The organism is Geminicoccus sp. (assembly GCF_036263595.1).
In the GTDB taxonomy this organism is placed as follows: domain Bacteria; phylum Pseudomonadota; class Alphaproteobacteria; order Geminicoccales; family Geminicoccaceae; genus Geminicoccus.
The window spans coordinates 1-17,787 of sequence record NZ_DATAGQ010000153.1; the positions used below are offsets into that span (position 1 = coordinate 1).

A 17,787-nucleotide genomic window follows, 5' to 3' on the forward strand; every position below is an offset into this window, starting at 1 on the left:
CTGCTTCGGCCACGGAAAAAAGCGGGCCGCCTGCTCGGGGGGGATAGCAGGCAGCCCGCAGTATCGAGGGAGGGTTGAAACGCACCGGCATGACGACCGGTCCCCTCCCAAACGCGCGGGTTCGCGGCAGGTTCCCGATCCGGCGACAATCGCGCAGCAACGACTAAGGAACCTTCGCGCGGCATTCAGGCTTCCTTCTGCGTGAACTGCAGTTCCAAGCTGATGATGCCTTGGGAAGGGCTCCGGCGATGCTCTTATGGGCCATGTTGTTCTTCACCTTTTCCTTCATCTCGGGAACAGTCGGCTTTGCCGGGTTGGCCGCCGTGTCGAGCGGCATCGCGCAAATGCTCTTCTTCGTCTTTCTCATCCTGACGGGAGCTACGTTCGGATCGTTTCTGCTAGCACGTTGACGAAGTGTGCAATCTGTAACATAGCCACGGAACCAGTCGCTCGATCGATGGTTGTTGGAATAGCCCGGTGCCATGGCGGGCCGAGATCGAGAGGCTGCCCTTGCGCGCAGGTGCTGCTTCCGCCGGGATGGATGGAGCGCAGTGGGACGGCTGCGATCCCATGGTCGCGTCAGGTCAACGACGCACACACGGGCAACCGCTGCCTGGGCAACTTGAGTTGAGAGGGGGCTGGGCTTTGTCGGATGCGTCGGACCAGCCTCGTCCAGGAAGCAAGAAGAACGTCCCGAGCCGAGGCGCGAGCCGTCGGTCGCTCACCGAACCCGGGTGGGATCGTTGGCTCGACCGGCAGATTCACCAGTTGTACGATCCGGTCCTGAACGAAGCAATCCCAGCCGAATTGCGCGAACTTCTCATGCGTTTCGACGAAAAGCCGCCGGAAGGCGATGAGTCGAAGTGATGTGCTGGCGTAGCTGAGGTTCCGCTTCGTTGTCGTTGGGATAGTCCGGGGGATGTTGAGATGGCGTCTATGGCGGCGGAGATCGCCCAGATACTGCCCTATCTGCGCCGTTATGCACGTGCCATTACTGGCGACCAGCGGCTTGGCGACATCCAGGTGCAGCGCTGTCTCGAGCGTTTGCTGACCGACCGGTCGAACAGTGCCGGGCTGCCGCTCCGAATCCTGCTATTCCGCAACCTGACGCGGAGTTGGGGCGACCACGGTGCGCAGGAACCGTCGACGGATGCGCCGATCGCGAACGTCGACATCCTGGACAGGCGCATGCGCGAGATCGCGCCGGCGCGACGCCAGGCCCTCGTCCTCTCGGTTCTCGAAGGCTTCTCCGTCGCCGACATCGGCACGATCCTGGACCTTTCGCCCCAGGAAGCCGAAGAACTGCTGGCGCTGGCCAAGGTCGACCTGCGCGATCAGCGACCTACCAGGATCATGATCATCGAGGACGAACCCATCATCGCGCTCGACTTGGCCAATATCTGCGAGCGGAATGGTCATGAGGTCGTCGGCATCGCCGCCACCCGTACGGAGGCCGTGGCCAAGGCCATGGAGCAGCGGCCTGGTCTGATCCTGGCCGACATCCAGTTGGCCGACGACAGTTCCGGAATCGACGCCGTCAGCGACATCCTCGCCAGCATGAGTGTGCCAGTCATCTTCATCACCGCGTTCCCGGAGCGCCTCCTGACCGGGCAGCGGCCCGAGCCGACCTTCCTGATCACCAAGCCATTCGATGCGGACACCCTGGCTGTGTCGATCTCGCAGGCGCTCGCGACCGCCGCGGCGTGACGGCAGTCCCGAAAGCCAGGTCTGCTGGACTGTTGTCCCGGTTCCTGCCGGCTCGACTGCGTGGCCTGAAGGGTCGCCTGGCACTGGTGGTGGCCCTGGTGCTACTGGTGCCGACCGCCTTCGCCATCGCTCAGGCGATGAAGGTGAAGGAAGAGGACGAGGCGCGCCAGCGTGCGACCCTGGAGCGGACGCTGACGCTGATCGCAGGGTATCATGACCAGGCGGTGGAGCAGGCAACCCGCCTGCTTTCCAACCTTGCGACGCGTCCGGACGTCACTGGCGACGACATGACGCTCTGCCGGCAGGCGTTGGAGATCGAGGCGCAGCAGAACGCGCTGTTCAGGGCCTTCGCCAGGACCGACGCCACTGGCCGGGCCATCTGCAGCTCATCCGCTTCCGCCGTCGGCCTCGACTTTTCGGACCGGGACTGGTTCCTCGATCTAGCTCGGAACGGCAAGGACATCGTGTCCAGCGGTGTCCTGATGTCCCGCAATCCGCTGACCGGGCGGACGATCGTCCTCGGGGTGCCACTTCGGGACGGGCAGGGCCAGTTCGCCGGTGCTATCGGCCTGGCCCTGGCGCTGGATGGACTCATCGCCCTTCCTCAGTCGATCCAGCTTCCGGCCGATGCGATCGCGGCCGTCGTCGATCAGGACGGTACCATCGTCACCAGCCGCGGCCAGCTGGGCTTGGTGGATATCGAGCCGCAGACCATCCGGAACCTGCTGAGCCATCCGTTCACCCAGGTGGTGGCCGAAAGTCATCAAGGGACGACCTGGCAGTTCATGTCCCGCCCCAGTGAGGTTGAAGGGGTGCTGACGGCGGTTGTCGTCGGCCTGCCGGTACAGCGCTGGAACTGGCTGGATGCGCGTTTCCAAAGCGGCATTCTCCTGCCGACCTCGATCCTGTTCTTGTCGGTGTTCGTCGTCTGGGTAGCCACTGACCTCCTGATCACCCGCCCGCTGCTGAAGCTCGCCCGGGCGGTCCGCAAGTGGCGCCGTGACGGCGAGATCCCGAACCTGGCCCTGGATGGTGCGCCTGAAGAGCTGGAGGAACTGGCTCACGCCTTCACGAGGGCGGCCCGCGAGATCCGGGAGCGCGACCAGCTCCTCCAGTCCTCCCTGCAGGAGAAGGACCTGCTGCTGCGGGAGATTCACCACCGGGTGAAGAACAATCTGCAGATCGTGACGAGCCTGCTCAACCTTCGGGCGGCGTCCCTGCGGAACGTCCAGGCGCAGCGGGCGATGCGGGAGGCCCAGCTGGGAATCAAGGCGCTGGCGCTGGTTCATCGCAAGCTCTACGAGCGGATCGACCTGAAGCTGGTGTCGCTCGACGAGCTGCTGGAGGAGCTCTGCCCGCTCGTCCATGACCTCTCGACCGACCTGTCCAATCGGGTGAGCCTGGCGATCTCCCTGGATCCCATGGTTGTGGTCGCCGATCAGGCCACGCCGCTTGCGCTGCTGACGACCGAACTCCTGACCAACGCCGCCAAGCATGCATTTCCAGAAGCGCGGCGCGGGACAATCGAGGTACGGTTGGAACGGCTCGAAGGGGGAATGGCCCAACTGGTGATCGCGGATGACGGCATAGGCATCGCGACGGAGGCGGGTGCGGAGTCGACCGAGGTCGCCACGGGGATGGGCGCCAAGTTGGTCCAGATGTTCGCTCGCCAGGTGGGCGGCCAGTTGCATGTCGAGACCGGCAACAGCGGAACGCGAACCACGCTGGTCTTCACGCCCCTTACGAAGTAGGATCATTTCTCCGGCGATTTTTCCATGAACAGCATGGAACCTCTGGTGCCGAAGCCGGTTTAAAAACGTGTCTATGCTCATTTGGCTACTCGCGGGGGGGCCGGAGCGTCGACAGAAGAGGGAGCGAACGACCCATGTCAGTTTTCCGGCAGGATATCGTCGCGCTGCTACCGCACTTGCGTGCCTTCGCGCGCAGCCTGACTTCCGGCAATAGCGCGCTGGCGGACGATCTCGTGCAGGACACGATGGTGAATGCGTTGCAGGCCCAGGCTCAGTTCCAGGAAGGGACGAACCTGAAGGCCTGGATGTTCACTATTCTGCGCAACCGCTTTCACAGTGTCATCAGCCGCAAGCACGTCACGGCCGAGGTCGAGCAGGACGAGTCGATCGAGAATCACTGGTGGCAGCCTGCCTACCAGGAAAGCTCGATCGAACTGGATGCTTTCCGCCGCGCGTTCCGTCACCTCAGCGCGACCCATCGCGAGGTGCTGGTGCTGGCGACCGTCCACGAACTGCCTTACGAGAAGATCGCCGAGATCTGCGGCTGCGAGGTGGGTACGGTGAAGAGCCGGGTTGCCCGCGCTCGCTCGATCCTCAAGAAGATGGTGCTTGAGGGTGATCTGCCGGTCGATCGGACGAAGGTCCCGGTTCGCAAGTACGAGCCGAAGATCGACGAGAGCGTTCCGGACGAGGCCCGCCGGATTGCCGTGGCCCAGGCCGTCAAGGAGGATCTGGTGCGACGTACGGGTCGATCCTGGAACTGAGCTGACAGCAGTAAAGTTGATTTGAATGGAGAGGCGCCTTCGGGCGCCTCTTTGCGTTTGAGCGCCGTGGTCGTGGGTTTGATGCCCGGGCGACCATGCGGTTCGATTGGCCTGCTCCAATGTCGTCAGGAGTACCGATCGCAGTTGCGGTGGAATGGTAGCGCCCAGCCGAGCGTCTGCTTCCGGAGGTAGGCAAGCAAAAGCTCATGGCACGGACCTCGTCAATGATCAGCGGCTGTGATGGTAAAGCTATGCTGGTCCTTGGCGGAACTATACTCCAGTCCGCAACTGTTGCTCGCCGGTAGTTCATGCACAGGAGAGAGGCATCCGTGGCTGTGTGCCAAAGACCCATTTTTTTAGTTCTAGATAAGAATAGGCGATACAGTAGTATGTATACTCCAGTGGTGCTTGTCGTCTATCGGCTCGCCGATCTTCCAGTGCTGCGACGAGGTTCGAGCTGTGTCGATTTTGGCTGTTCGCCCCAATAGCGGGAACCTCTTCTGATCCGGCAACAATAACGTCGGCTTTATCTGGTGCGGCACCGATCTGCAGGCGCCGGCGTTGTTCTTCAGCGAGTTCTTGACTGTGGATCGTGATCGAGCATTGCTGCGGCGGCGGAGGGCCATTTGCACAAGACAACAATTCTGCTGCTGATCAACCCGAACAGTCGCCGTGGCGGGCAGTACCTGGACGAGATCCGGGACTTCTTCGAGGCAAGCGGGATGGAGGTGCTGGCGCCGGCCGTGGCAGACAAGGCAGACATCCCCCGGGTGATCCAGGAGATGGCGGCGAAGGTCGACATGGTGGCGGTCGGCGGCGGCGACGGCAGCGTGCATGCGGCGCTGCCCGGCCTTCTGGCGACGGGGCTGCCGCTGCTTCTTCTGCCGCTTGGAACCGCCAATGACATGGCGCGGACGCTCGATCTGCCGACGGACCCGCTCGATGCGGCAGCCCTCGCGCTCACGGGCCGTCGGCGTCGGATCGATATCGGCCGGGCTAATGGCGAGCTGTTCGTCAATGCGGCGAACATCGGGCTGAGCGTGGAAGTGGCTCGTGAACTGGACCGCGACCTGAAGCGCCGCTTCGGCGTGCTCGCCTATGCGATCGCCGCCATTCGGGCCTTGCACCGGCGTCGGTCGTTCCGCGTGCGCATACGGCTGCCGGACGAGATCCTGCGCATGCGGACCCTGCAGCTCGCGGTCGGCAGCGGCCGGTACTATGGCGGCGGCATGGTCATCCACGAGGATGCCCGGGTCGATGACGGCCTTCTATGGCTGTACAGCATCGCGCCCCGGTCGCTCTGGGAGCTTGCCAAGAACGCGCTGGCCTGGCGGGCTGGCCGGCATCGCGCCGCCGGGCGGACCACCACCCGCTCCGCACCCTGGTTCGAGGTACGGACGAGTCGTCCGCGAACGGTCACCGCGGACGGAGAAATGGTGACGCGGACCCCGGTGCGGTTCGAGGTTCTGCCCTCTGCCCTCGAAGTCGTGGTCGCCGACGAGGTGGGAACCGAAGAGCAGCCCGGAAGTTGATCATGCCGGTGTGAGGTGTCGGTGCGAGCCGCCGTCGAACGCCGGGAAGGGTCTGCAAGACCGACACCAATCGGACCCTCGTGAACAACAAGGATCTGCAACCATGCATTCCAAGCGTCGTGCTGCGTTGGCGCTCATGCTCGCTCGTGACTCGCTGCTGACATGCCATCGGCTGGCGCGTCACATCGTCGACGAGATCGACGGGTCAAGCGCGAAGCGGTGGGGCCAGGCCTATGCACGACGGATCGAGTTGTTCGAAAGCATGATGCGTTGTCTGATCGACTATGGAGTGAAGCCCGGCGATCTCCAGGAGAAGCTGAAGACGGTTCCGACGGAGGATCGGGTTCCCGTCACCCTCGAATCCGTGATGGCGGCCGAGGCGACCTTGGAGCGGCACCTGGAGTTCTCGCTGCGCGCCAGCATGGAGGACCCGGACCTGCACCGCCTGCTGGCCAGCGCCTTCGAGGAGGTCCGGCAGTTCAGGACGGCCCTCGAGATCCAGCCCGTGCCGGCCGATGCCCAGCCGGGCATGTTTCCGACGGCGGCCTCGAGGGTGCCTCACTATGTCGGCACGGCCCTGCAGTAGGACGTTAGATCAGCATGAGGCGAGGCGCCGCGTTGGCACGCGGTGCCTTCGCCGTTTCAGCTGATCACTCGGTCGGCGGAAGCTGGTCCAGCTGGGGCCGGCTGAGGCCGATCCGCACCACGTCCTGCTCGTCCGTCTGCAGTTCCGACGCCGCCAGCAGCACCGGTTTCGCGCCGATGCCCAGGAAGCCGCCTACTTCCACGACGACTGCCTCGACGCGCTGGTCCTGATCGACGACCAGGTCGGTCACCTCGCCGATGCTGTTGCCCTCGACGTCGCGCACTTCCCGACCGACAAGATCGGTGACGGCGAGTTCGTTCTGGGGGACGCTGTCAGGCGTGGCGCTCTGTCCATAGGCGACCGCACTTCCGCCAAGAAGAATGGCCGCCAAGAAGATGGCAGGTCTGTTCACTGGACCCGGTCCTTCCTGTCGGTGGATGATGATGGGAACGAACGGGAGATCGTTCCACACTCTCGGGGAAACCCAGTGTCAGCCCGTGGTTCCGAACCGCGGCGATTTTCCTGGCGGTCCAGCCGTTGTGCTTCGCCGCGGGCGCAAAACCTGGTGCGGGAACGAAGGATATCGTTCTACGTTCAATTATCGAGGGCGAGGAGGAAGTCCGCATGTCCGATGATCGGGAAGCACGAATTCGCGACCGTGCTTATCATCTTTGGGTTGAGCAGGGTCAGCCGAGCGGCCGCGATGCGGAGCACTGGCACGAAGCCAGACGACTCGTCGACGAGGAAGAGCAGGCCGGTATCGAGATGCTCGAGGATCATCGGAACCAGTCGATTGCCAAACCCAAGCGCGGGACGGTCGTCGCGGACCATCGCCCGTCGGAAGAGCCTGCGAACAAGTCGGATGAGCCAGCACCGGTCCATGCCGAGACTCCTTCACTGAAGAAGGAGAAGAAGACCAAGACGAAGAGCAAGGCGGCGCCGGAACCACCGGAGGCCGAGGCCGCTGAAGCGAAGGTGGCACCACGCGCGCGCAAGGGCAGGGCCAAGTCGGGCTCGATCGAAGCGGTCTGAACCCGCCCGACCGGCTCCAGAGGACATATTGGATGACGACGCAAGACAAACACTCCCTGCACCAGGGAGATGCCACGAAGGTCACCGAGAAGGAGCTGGACAAGGCGATCGAGGATACCTTTCCGGCCAGCGACCCGCCGGCGGTGACCCAGGGGAGCACCGGCATTCCCGATGCCCTCAAGGAACGACGCGAGGAAGCCCGCCAGGATAGCCCGGACAAGAAGCCCTAGCGCTGGCCGTCAGCCTGTCGGTGCTGCCGCTCATGGTGACGTCTCATGACGGTCCAGGAGCGGCAGGCGGTCAGATCCGGTCGAGCAGGCGCCGGATGCGGCCGAACGCCTCCTCCAGGCGTGCGGTCGACAGGGCAAAGCAGATCCGCACATGGGCGTCGTTGCCTTCGCCGAACGTGAACCCCGGCGCGATCCCCACCTTCTCCTCCCGCAGGAGGCGCCGGGCGAAGTCCAGGCCGCTGATCGATCCCTTGATCCGCGGGAACAGATAGAACGCCCCTTCCGGCACGAGCATGTCGAGCTTGGGGTGGCTTCCCAGGATTTCGACGGCCAGCTGCCGGTTGAAGGCGCATCTGGCTACGAAGTCATGGACGAAGCCGTCACCTTCATCCAGCGCAGCCAGACCCCCGTACTGCACGAATGCCGTGGCACCGGTATTGTTGACCTCCGACAGGACCGAGATCGGCACTGCGAGCTGCTTGGGGTGCACCATCCATCCCAACCGCCAGCCGGTCATTGCCCAGGCCTTCGACCAGCCGTTCAGGATGAACACGGGCTCCTCCGGCTCTGCGATTGTGACGAACGACGGTGCGGGGCCGGGCTGATCGAACACATTGCGGTGGTACACCTCATCCGAGATGATCGCGATGCCGCGCGCCCGGCACAAGGTGAGCAGCGCCACCTGTTCCTCCCGCGACATCACCCAGCCCGTCGGATTGGACGGCGTGTTGACGTAGACGGCCTTGGTCTTGTGGGTGATGGCCCGCTTGACGTCGTCCATGTCCAGGTGCCACCGGCGAGGCCCCTCGCGGAGCCGGACATCGACCGTGCCGCCGCCCAGAGCCTGCACCACCGTGCGGATGTTGGGCCAGTAGGGCGAGACCAGGATTACCTCATCGCCGGGCTCGACCAGGCATTGGCAGGCAAGCATCACGGTCAGCATCGTCGAGCCGGGAGCCGAGATCCGGTCCGGATCCAGCTCGATGCCATATTGCTTCGCATGGTAGCGGAGCAGGCCCTCCCGCACCGGAATGTGCCCGCGCGTCCAGTCGTAGAACGTCTTGCCCGCGTCCAGCGCCTTCTTGGCCGCGTCGTTCACGAAGCCCGGCGAGGTCAGGTCGCTCTCGCCGAACCACAGTGGAATGATGTCGGGATCGCCCAGGCCTTCCCGTGCGATCTGCCCGATCCCGGAGGGTTGAAGATCCAAGACGAACGGCCGGATCGGGTTCATGCGCGGAGGGTCCCCGGAAATTGTCGCGATACGCTGATCAGGCCAGCCGTGCTTCGAGCACGTGGCACCAGTGATGGTAGAGCATGAGATGGATCTGCTGGACCAGCGCCGTTTCGTCGGAAGGCACCATCAGCAGATGGTCGACCCGGCCCTGCAGAGCCGCACCACCCGATCCGGTGAGCGCGATCGTCTGCATCCGGTGGCTTCGCGCCGCATCGAAGGCCGCCAACACGTTCTCCGAGCGGCCAGACGTGGTGAAGCCAAGCAGCACGCCTCCCTCGCTGCCATGAGCGCGCACCTGGCGGGCGAAAATGTCCTGGAAGCTGACATCGTTGCCCCAGGCCGTGATGAAGACGGGATCGGCCACCAGCGCCATCACCCGATACGGCCGCCGGTTGCGTTTGAAGCGGCCGACCAGCTCGGCGGCAAAATGCAGGCTGTCGGCCGCCGAACCCCCATTGCCGCAGACCAGCAATGGGCGGTCCGCCGCCAGGGCTTCGGCGATCGTCTCCACGGCACCGTTCACCTGCTCCTCGGTGAGAGCCGCGACCGCTTCGTCGTGCAGTCGCCGGCTGCGCTCCGCCCAATCATGCCAGGAGGCTGCGCTCGTCATGCCCGGACTATCCCTTCCTGGGTGCAACTCGTGCTATAAGCCCCCCCATGGTGAACCCAGAGACCAGGGCCGTCTATGCGCGCGCCGTCACGACCGCGGCCCATGTGCGCAACGCCGCCATTCAGGCCGCGTTCGCCGCCGTGCCGCGGGAGCGCTTCCTCGGCCCGCCGCCCTGGCAGGTCGTGAGCGACTTCGGCACCGTGCGCGCCACCGACGACCCGGCCCTGCTGTACAGCGACTTGCTCGTGGCGATCGATCGTGCCCGAGGCATCAACAATGGCGAGCCGCAGCTCTGGGCGCTGGTCTTCGACCGGCTGGCGCTCGCTGAAGGGATGCGGGTCCTCCATGTCGGCGCCGGGACCGGCTACTACACGGCGATCCTGGCTGAACTGGTCGGTCCGTCCGGATCGGTCACGGCGCTGGAAGTGGAGGCGGACCTAGCCGCACGGGCCCAGGACGCGCTGGCTGCCTGGCCGCAGGTGACCGTGATGGCCAAGGACGCGTCGGAGCTGACGGACCTGCCGTTCGACCGCATCGTGTTCAGCTGCGGCGTGACTGGTCTGCCTGGCCCGTGGCTGGAAGGCCTTACCCCGGGAGCCCGGATCGCGGTACCGCTGACCGGCGTCGATCACGCCGGCATCTTCCTGCTCCTGATCCGGCAAGAGGCTGGATTCGAGGTCGTGCCGCTCTGCGGCGTGTCCATCTATCCGGCTGCCGGCTTTCGGCGGCCCCAGGAGGAACGGCAGCTCGACGGCGTACGTCGCGCGGATCGGGAAGCGCTCTGGAGCGCACGCAGCCTGCGGCACGTTGCAGGAACCGAGCCGGCCGAACGCATCTACGGCTTCGGCGGCCATGTGCTGAGCATGCAGCCGCTGGCTCGTTAGGAGGTTCTTTACCAAGCCTGCGTTAGCGTGCACGCACACGAGACACTTCAGGCACACACCAGCCGGATCTGCTGCACGCGATGAGTTTTTCCGACCCCTACGATGACGGCCTGACGCGGTTCGACCGCCCGGCTGGCGATCCCGCAGCTTCCCCGGCCGATACCCCGCAGACGCGATCTGCTTCGTTCCGTCTGGCCTATCTCGACCCGGATTTCCTGCTCCGCAAGGATCTGCGGCCGGTACGCTTCCAGCTGGAACTGCTGAAGCCCGACCTCATCCTGGCCGAGCACGGTATCGATTCGACCGTCGTCGTGTTCGGCAGCGCCCGGGTCCCGAGCCCGGAGGACGCGCAGGCCACCATCGACGCGGCCGAGCGCGCTCATGCGCAGGCCCCCGACGATGTCGGGCTGCGGCGTGCGCTGGCGACAGCCCGCCGCCTTGCCAGCCATGCGAATGGCTACGCGGCGGCCCGGCGGTTCGGCGAGCTGTGCGCGATCTTCAGCAAGGCCAATCCCGGCCGCGAACTGACGGTCGTGACGGGCGGCGGACCGGGCGTCATGGAAGGAGCCAATCGCGGTGCTGCCGAAGCCGGGGCGGAGACCGTCGGGCTGAACATCGTGCTGCCGCACGAACAGGCGCCCAACCCCTATCTCACGCCTGACCTCAGCTTCCAGTTCTACTACTTCGCCCTGCGCAAGATGCATTTCCTGATGCGGGCGCGCGCGCTGGTGGCGTTTCCCGGCGGCTTCGGGACGCTGGACGAGCTGTTCGAGACGCTCTGCCTGATCCAGACCGGCAAGAGCCGGCGCATGCCGGTGCTGCTCTACGACAGCGCCTTCTGGAAGAAGCTGGTGAACTTCGAGATGCTGGTGGACGAGGGCATGATCAGCCCCGAGGACCTCGACCTGTTCCGCTTTGTCGATGATCCGGACGAAGCGTTCAGGATCGTCGAGGACTATCACCTGAACAGCCCGATGAAGCGGGTCGGCCGGGGCAAGGTCTAGCATCTTGGTCCCGTTCCGGCCCTCCCTTCCGCCCGTCTTCCCTGGCCACCAGCCGTCGCTGCCGGTCCGCTCGCTTCCTGGTCGGTCTGCCACCGGACGGCTTCGGTGAGCGAACGCGTGGCGATGCGGCCGGACACGGATGGCTGGCTCGGCTCGCCCTGTGTCGGCATCTGTCATACCGACCCGGCCACGGGCTGGTGTGGCGGTTGCGGTCGTAGCGGGGAGGAGCTGGCGGCCTGGGGCGACATGCCGGCTGCCGTCCAGCGGGCGACCTGGTCCGATCTGCCCCGGCGCATGGCGATCCTGGGCCCGGGCTACCAGCTGCTCCCCTGGACCGGGGCGAGGCTGCTGCAGCGGCTGGCCGAATTGTCCATGCTACCCGGCGCCGGCTGGCGCATGGGCGTGCATGGCGCTGCTGCGACTTGTGCCTCCCACGGCGAGTTTCGCGCCGTGACGATCGAGGATGGTGCCCTGGTCGTCAGGTCGGAGGAAGGCCGGCTGGCGGTCCGGCCGACGGCGGGGACGCGGGCCTTCGATCTGGCCGACAGGCAAGGCGGGGTGCGGCGGATCGTGCTGGCGTTGCATCGGGTGCGCTTCAAGGTCCTGAACCCTTCCGGCATTGCCTGCCTTGGGCAGGACGCGGAGGCCCTGCAACCGGCGCGGCGCGATGCCGCCTTGTTCGACCTGGGCCTGGGCCGGCGCCCGATGCGCTTTTGCATCCGGACGCACGATCCCCGCGTGATCGACCTGTTGCGCCAGCATGCAGGCGGCGACGTGCTGGGCCTGCCCGAGCTGGTCCAGGCCTTCGCGGCCGGAACCTCCGACCATGTCGTGGTCTCGCCGCTCGGTCGCATCGAGATCGACGGCGCCTCATGGCAGGCCGGCGGCACGGCCCGCACGGAACTGGTGGCCGATCTCCTGCAGACCGGCCGCGAGCTGGCCCCGGGCCAGCACCTGCCGCCTGACTACGTGGCTTGCGCCCAGCTCCTGGTGGACGATGCCGCCTGATCGCGGCGCGTTGCATGCTCGCCCTGACGCCCATGGCGTCAGCAGGCCGGAGTGTGCTGCCAACAATGCGGATCGCCAGAAATGCTGCACAGACCGAGCTTGGAGGCTGTGGGATCATTCCCGTAATAGGAGAAATGATCTGGACTGATTTCGCCAATAAGTTTAAATCCGTCGCACTATCCTCGATGGAAGTGAGGCTCGACGATGCAACCGCCAATATCGGTGCAGCGGCGCCTGCGATGGCTCTGTCTCCTGGCCTTGTCCACCTTGGGCGCCTGTGCCGGGCCCGGCGCCAACCCGCTGCCGCGCGATCCCTATAACGGCGTCAGCACCGTCTCGCCGGCCGGTTCCATCCTGCAACTGCCAAGCGACCTGGCGGACCTGCGCCTGGCCACCCGCCGCAGCGTCGACCGTGGCACGCTGGTCGAGGAAGTGGTGCTGGCCAACGATACGGCGATCCCCAAGGAGAACCTGATCAGCACGCGGACGCGCTGGCGCGGCATGGGCGCCTATCTGCCGGCCGAACTGCCCAACCCGTTCAAGCTCGCCCTCATCCAGGAGCGTTTCCTCGATCAGTTCCCGGGTGCCGCGCTGGACACGGCCGCGCGGGAGCGCCGCAACCGGCGTGGCGTCCATCGCTACCTGCTGGCCGACCTGGGCGATGCCGGCAGCTGCATCTACGCCTGGCAGTATTTCGATGCCCCGACTGAACTGCGCGCCGAGGTCCACAGCTTCGCGGTCGACATGCGCTACTGCGTCCCGGACAAGGACGCCACTCGCATGCTCGACCTGTTCGACCGGATGGCACTGGTAGCGCCGCTCTGAGACGGCCGCACCCAATCAGAACAATAGCGAGGAAATCCTCGGGTCGCCCGAATGGCTGGCGCGCGAGGTGAATGATGGATCAAGCAACACGGCCGCCGCCCGGCGCCGGCATCGAGGTGGTCGACCGCCGCGGCCGCCGCGGCTCGTCGCTGCGCATCCTCTGGATGATGCCGTGGCTCCTGATGATGGCCGTCCTGCTCTGGTTCGGCGCGCAAGATTTCGGCGTCGCCAACCAGGGAGTGCTGGCGCTGCTGCTGCTGGCCGTCCTGCTGGTGCTGCACGTCACGCGACTGACCAAGGTCTGCCGCACCTTCTTCATCTTCACCGCCGCCTTCCTTAGCTGGCGCTACGTGTCCTGGCGCGTGGCCGACACGTTGCCGGATCCGACGAGCTGGGCCTTCATCCCCGGCGTGCTCCTGTTCGCCGCCGAGATCTACGGCATCCTGATGCTGTTCCTGGGTGTGTTCGTGAACATCCGGCCGATCGACCGTCCGACGGCGCCGCTGGCTCTCGATCCGGCCGAACTGCCGACCGTGGACGTGTTCGTGCCGAGCTACAACGAGCCGGAAGACCTGCTCGAGACGACACTGATCGCCGCCTCTCAGATGACCTATCCGCGCGACAAGCTCCGGGTCTATCTGCTGGATGACGGCGGCACGGCCCAAAAGCAGAACGACCGCGACCCGCGCAAGGCGAAGGAGGCCATCGCGCGCAACCGCACACTGCAACTCCTCTGCGCGCGCCTTGGCTGCTTCTATCTGACCCGCGAACGCAACGAGCATGCGAAAGCCGGCAACATCAATGCCGCCCTGGGGAAGACCGACGGCGACCTGATCCTGATCCTGGATGCGGACCATGTGCCGACCGAGGACTTCCTGCAGAACACGGTCGGGCACTTCGCTCAAGATCCGAAGCTGTTCATGGTGCAGAGCCCGCACTTCTTCATCAATCCGGATCCGCTGGAGCGCAACCTCGACACGTTCGGCCGGATGCCCAGCGAGAACGAGATGTTCTACCAGGTCGGGCAGCGCGGCCTGGATTCCTGGAACGCCTCGTTCTTCTGCGGCTCGGCAGCCGTGCTCCGCCGCACCTATCTGGTCTCGATCGGCGGAATCCAGGGCACCTCGATCACCGAGGATGCCGAGACGGCACTGGAGCTGCACGCCAAGGGGCTGTCGAGCCGCTATGTCGCCAAGCCGATGATCGCCGGCCTGTCCCCGGACACGTTTGCCAGCTTCATCGGCCAGCGCTCGCGCTGGGCCCAGGGCATGATCCAGATCCTGCTCCTGAAGAATCCGTTGTGGAAGCGCGGCCTGCACCTCTCCCAGCGCATCTCCTACCTGTCCAGCATGGTGTTCTGGCTGTTCCCGGTGGCGCGGATGCTCTTCCTGATCACGCCGCTCGCCTACCTGTTCTTCGGCATGCAGATCTATCGTGCCTCCTACCAGGAGTTCGTTGCCTACGGCCTAGCCCATCTGGCCGCCAGCCTGCTGCTGACCAACTTCATGTTCGGCCATGTCCGCTGGCCGTTCATCTCGGAACTCTACGAGATCGCGCAGGCGCCCTTCCTGGTGCGCGCAATCGGCAGCGTCCTGCTCCGCCCGCGTGCCCCGACCTTCAAGGTGACCGCCAAGGCCGAGCGCCTGGACCGCAACTTCGTATCCGAACTGTCCCGTCCGCTGGTCCTGCTGTTGGGCCTCCTCGCGATCGGCACGATCGCCGGCGTCGCGCGCTGGTACGCCTTCCCGCTGGAGCGGGAGAACGTCGCCATTGTGCTTGGGTGGAACCTGTTCAACCTCCTGTTCGTCCTGGGAGCCATCGGCGTGGTCCACGAGCAAAAGCAGCGGCGTGGCATGCCGCGTGTGCCTCGGTCACTGACGGCCGCGGCGACCATCGGCGGCAGCCTCGTGCCGGTGCAGATCGCGGACCTGTCGGTCGGCGGCGCGCAGCTGAAGCTGGACGAGGAAGCCGAGATCTACCGCGATCTCGCCCACGGGGCGGGCAGCCTCGACGTCGAGCTTCGCGGCGAAATCAGGACCATCCCCTTCGAGATCCGCCATGCCGTGGTGGAGGACGACGTGCTGGTGCTGGGCATCCGCTTCGACTGTCAGACGGAAGCGCAGCGCGTCGACGTGGTAAGCCTCTGCTTCGGGTCCAGCGATGCATGGGTGAGCTTCCAGGCGGCGCGCCAGCATCCCCGCACGGTAATCGGCGGCTTCCTTCACTTTGCCAATCTCTGTCTGGTCAAGGGCACGCTCGGCATCATCGCAGGGCTGCGCCAGGGCCAGGTCGATGCGGTTCCCGCCGCGGTCGGTCACGCGGCCCGCAAGCTGGCCCTTCCCCAAGACCTGATCCAGGGAGCGAAGTCCGATGCCTGAGCGTACGAAGGCACCTTGCCGCGCCCGCTGCCCGTCCGGCCTTCTCGTCACGACCGCGACGCTCCTCGGCATGTGCCTGTCGGCCGTCCAGGCCCAGGAGGCCAGCGACGACCGGCCCATCCCGCTGCTGCATGGCGACGTGGATCTCAGGGGGAGCATGGACGAGGTTGTCGTCCCGGTCATCATCCCGCCCGACAAGGCCTTCGATCGCGCTACGCTGAACCTGTCCTACAGCAATGCGCTGGCGGTGCTTCCCGACCGCTCCGGCCTGGATCTGGCCCTCAACGGCAGGCCGCTCGCGACCCTGCCGCTCGTGGGTGCCCAGGGTGCTGCCGGAGCCAGCATCGATCTGCCTGCAGGAATCCTCCAGTCCGGCCGCAACGAGTTCCGCTTCCAGGTCCGCCAGGCCCATCGGCTGCCCTGCTCCAGGGAGCGGTTCGAGGAATTGTGGAGCAAGCTCAGGCAGGACGCCTCCTCGCTGACGCTGCACGGCACCGGCGAGCGCAAGCCGGTCGACCCGGCCTCGATCACCGCCTTCCTCGCCGCCTCGGCGTTCGACGGCGAGCCGCTGGCGATCGCCGCGCGTGCCCCTGCCGATCTCACGACCATGGAACTCGGCAGCCGGGTCGCCCAGGCCGTGGCGCTGGTTCGCGGTGACCGCCCGCTGTCGGTGGACGCGCTGGCGACCGAGGGACTGGACTGGCCGCGGTTCGCGGGCCGCAACTTGGCGCTGATCGGTACGATGGAGGACCTCTCGCCCTTCCTCGAGCCGGAGGACCTGGCATCCCTGGTCGAAGGCAGGCCGCTCATCCGTCGGCTGCCGGCTGATCCCGACCATGTCGCGATGTTCTTCGTGGGCAGCGACATGGCGGCGGCCAAGCGGGCCGTGGACGGGTTTGCCGGCATGGCGACCCGGCCGCTGGAGCCTCCCCGCCTTTTCGAGATCGACCGGGCCGGCGAGTTCAAGCTGTCCGACCTGGGCTTTCGGACGCAGGAGCTGCCGATGGGCGTGACCGAGCCCATGCAGCTGCAGTTCCGCCTGCCGCCCAGCTTCTATGCGGCGGACGGCCAGCGGATGGAGCTGGTCCTGAACTATGCCTACGCCGACAGCATGGCGGCAACCGCGGCGCTCGTCGTCAAGGTCAACGGCATCTCCGCCACCAAGATCCGGCTGGACGACCCGCGCGGTGCCATCGTCGACGGGGCGCGGATGAACCTGACCCTCGGCATGTTCCATCCCGGCATCAACACGATCGCCATCTACCCGATGCTCGATCCGGTGTCCGAGGCGGCCTGCATGAAGGACGGGCCAGTGCTCAGCCTGTTCGAGGACGGCAGGCTGTCGATGCCGGAGTTCGCCCGGCTGACCCATGGCGGCGACCTGCGCGACCTCGTGGACGATGGCTTCCCGTATGGGCAGGAGCAGGCCCAGGTCATGGTTTCCGGCCGGGACCCGGCAACGATCGGTGCCGCCTATACCCTGCTGGGCAAGCTGTCCCAGCGGCATGGCGAGCTCCTTGGCAGGCTGGAGTTCGTGCCGGCGGGAGCCACGCCGCGCGGCCACCTGATCGCCGTCGGCACGCCGGACACCCTGCCGCCCTCGCTGGTGGCGAAGCTGGGCCTGCCATGGCAGGCGGGCGAGGAGCCGGTGCCCGTCGCCCAGTCGCCCTTGGCCGATGCCACGGCGACGCCCGTCGCGGCCAGCACGCCCGACCCGCGCGACAGCTGGCGCTCGCGCCTGAGCGAGGAGGACGGCCGCGCCGGCGGCTCGCTCCTGGACCGGCTCCGCGAGCTGCTGATCAGCGGTGCCAGTGCCGAAGGGGAAACAGCCGGCTTGGTGCGGCCGGCGGCACCCGCGGCTTCCCTGCCCGGCTCGGGTGGGGCCATGCTGGTCGAGGTCGCGTCGCCTTGGGCACCTGAGCGGATCGCGACCGTGCTGGTGGCGGACCGCGCCGGTTACCTGTTGCCGGGCATCGACGAGATCATCGAGGAGCCCCGCTGGAGCGAGCTTGGTGGCGACCGCGTCCGCTGGCGCGCCCGCGACAACGACGTGATCGCCGAGCGCCTGAACCCGCGCTTCCCGCTCCAGGTACCAGAGCCGGATCCCGTCCAATGGCGCCTGGCGGCGCTGACCTGGCTCGCCCAGAACCGGTTGATATGGCTGGGCCTGATGGTCGGTGCCTTGATGTCGGCCAGCCTCGTGACGAGCCTGCTCTTGCGCATGCGCCGGCACTGAGGCGAT

Annotated in this window: 17 protein-coding genes; 14 read left to right on the top strand and 3 right to left on the bottom strand. The window is 66.1% G+C overall.

Annotation, left to right across the window (positions count from 1 at the left end; all coding sequences use genetic code 11):
* The first annotated feature begins 263 nt into the window (after window positions 1-263).
* The 6 genes from VHL31_RS16540 (at window position 264) to VHL31_RS16565 (ending at window position 6,340) form a co-directional block, all read left to right on the top strand.
* Window positions 264-410: a DUF1328 family protein gene (locus VHL31_RS16540; protein WP_329662336.1), complete on the top strand. Its 147-nt coding sequence runs from the start codon at window positions 264-266 to the stop codon at window positions 408-410.
* A gap of 517 nt (window positions 411-927) precedes the next feature.
* On the top strand, window positions 928-1,707 hold the full coding sequence (locus tag VHL31_RS16545; RefSeq protein WP_329662337.1) for a response regulator: 780 nt from the start codon (window positions 928-930) through the stop codon (window positions 1,705-1,707).
* A 32-nt stretch (window positions 1,708-1,739) separates the two neighbouring features.
* Complete coding sequence (locus VHL31_RS16550) at window positions 1,740-3,458, top strand: sensor histidine kinase (RefSeq protein ID WP_329662338.1); 1,719 nt, start codon at window positions 1,740-1,742, stop codon at window positions 3,456-3,458.
* Between the two features lie 134 nt (window positions 3,459-3,592).
* The gene (locus VHL31_RS16555) at window positions 3,593-4,222 is read left to right on the top strand and encodes a sigma-70 family RNA polymerase sigma factor (protein WP_329662339.1); all 630 of its coding nucleotides are present in this window, start codon (window positions 3,593-3,595) and stop codon (window positions 4,220-4,222) included.
* A 626-nt stretch (window positions 4,223-4,848) separates the two neighbouring features.
* Window positions 4,849-5,754 carry a lipid kinase gene (locus VHL31_RS16560; RefSeq protein ID WP_329662340.1) on the top strand — a complete coding sequence of 302 codons (906 nt, stop codon included), beginning with the start codon at window positions 4,849-4,851 and terminating at the stop codon, window positions 5,752-5,754.
* Window positions 5,755-5,857: 103 nt separating this feature from the next.
* A complete protein-coding gene (locus VHL31_RS16565; protein WP_329662341.1) occupies window positions 5,858-6,340 on the top strand; it encodes a hypothetical protein in 483 nt (160 codons plus the stop codon).
* A 64-nt stretch (window positions 6,341-6,404) separates the two neighbouring features.
* Here the strand turns inward: VHL31_RS16565 and VHL31_RS16570 are convergent, their stop codons facing one another.
* Window positions 6,405-6,752: a PRC-barrel domain-containing protein gene (locus tag VHL31_RS16570; protein WP_329662342.1), complete on the bottom strand. Its 348-nt coding sequence runs from the start codon at window positions 6,750-6,752 to the stop codon at window positions 6,405-6,407.
* A gap of 212 nt (window positions 6,753-6,964) precedes the next feature.
* Between VHL31_RS16570 and VHL31_RS16575 the strand changes: the two genes are divergently transcribed.
* Both VHL31_RS16575 and VHL31_RS16580 read left to right on the top strand, forming a co-directional pair.
* Complete coding sequence (locus VHL31_RS16575; RefSeq protein ID WP_329662343.1) at window positions 6,965-7,372, top strand: DUF2934 domain-containing protein; 408 nt, start codon at window positions 6,965-6,967, stop codon at window positions 7,370-7,372.
* Window positions 7,373-7,404: 32 nt separating this feature from the next.
* A complete protein-coding gene (locus tag VHL31_RS16580; RefSeq protein ID WP_329662344.1) occupies window positions 7,405-7,602 on the top strand; it encodes a hypothetical protein in 198 nt (65 codons plus the stop codon).
* A gap of 70 nt (window positions 7,603-7,672) precedes the next feature.
* On the opposite strand, the gene VHL31_RS16585 is transcribed toward VHL31_RS16580, so the two are convergent.
* The gene (locus VHL31_RS16585) at window positions 7,673-8,833 is read right to left on the bottom strand and encodes a pyridoxal phosphate-dependent aminotransferase (protein WP_329662345.1); all 1,161 of its coding nucleotides are present in this window, start codon (window positions 8,831-8,833) and stop codon (window positions 7,673-7,675) included.
* Window positions 8,834-8,870: 37 nt separating this feature from the next.
* Complete coding sequence (locus tag VHL31_RS16590; RefSeq protein WP_329662346.1) at window positions 8,871-9,446, bottom strand: SIS domain-containing protein; 576 nt, start codon at window positions 9,444-9,446, stop codon at window positions 8,871-8,873.
* Between the two features lie 47 nt (window positions 9,447-9,493).
* Here VHL31_RS16590 and VHL31_RS16595 point away from each other — a divergent pair, with 47 nt between their 5' ends.
* From VHL31_RS16595 to VHL31_RS16620, 6 genes are all read left to right on the top strand, one after another.
* The gene (locus VHL31_RS16595; protein WP_329662347.1) at window positions 9,494-10,330 is read left to right on the top strand and encodes a protein-L-isoaspartate O-methyltransferase family protein; all 837 of its coding nucleotides are present in this window, start codon (window positions 9,494-9,496) and stop codon (window positions 10,328-10,330) included.
* Window positions 10,331-10,410: 80 nt separating this feature from the next.
* Window positions 10,411-11,334 carry a TIGR00730 family Rossman fold protein gene (locus VHL31_RS16600; RefSeq protein ID WP_329662348.1) on the top strand — a complete coding sequence of 308 codons (924 nt, stop codon included), beginning with the start codon at window positions 10,411-10,413 and terminating at the stop codon, window positions 11,332-11,334.
* A gap of 105 nt (window positions 11,335-11,439) precedes the next feature.
* Window positions 11,440-12,342, top strand: a complete 903-nt coding sequence (locus tag VHL31_RS16605; protein ID WP_329662349.1) for a DUF1289 domain-containing protein — start codon at window positions 11,440-11,442, stop codon at window positions 12,340-12,342.
* Between the two features lie 204 nt (window positions 12,343-12,546).
* Complete coding sequence (bcsN, locus tag VHL31_RS16610) at window positions 12,547-13,167, top strand: cellulose biosynthesis protein BcsN (protein ID WP_329662350.1); 621 nt, start codon at window positions 12,547-12,549, stop codon at window positions 13,165-13,167.
* A gap of 74 nt (window positions 13,168-13,241) precedes the next feature.
* Complete coding sequence (gene bcsA / locus VHL31_RS16615) at window positions 13,242-15,545, top strand: UDP-forming cellulose synthase catalytic subunit (RefSeq protein ID WP_329662351.1); 2,304 nt, start codon at window positions 13,242-13,244, stop codon at window positions 15,543-15,545.
* The gene (locus VHL31_RS16620; RefSeq protein WP_329662352.1) at window positions 15,538-17,781 is read left to right on the top strand and encodes a cellulose biosynthesis cyclic di-GMP-binding regulatory protein BcsB; all 2,244 of its coding nucleotides are present in this window, start codon (window positions 15,538-15,540) and stop codon (window positions 17,779-17,781) included. The genes bcsA and VHL31_RS16620 overlap by 8 nt, the downstream gene beginning before the upstream one ends.
* Window positions 17,782-17,787 lie beyond the last annotated feature (6 nt).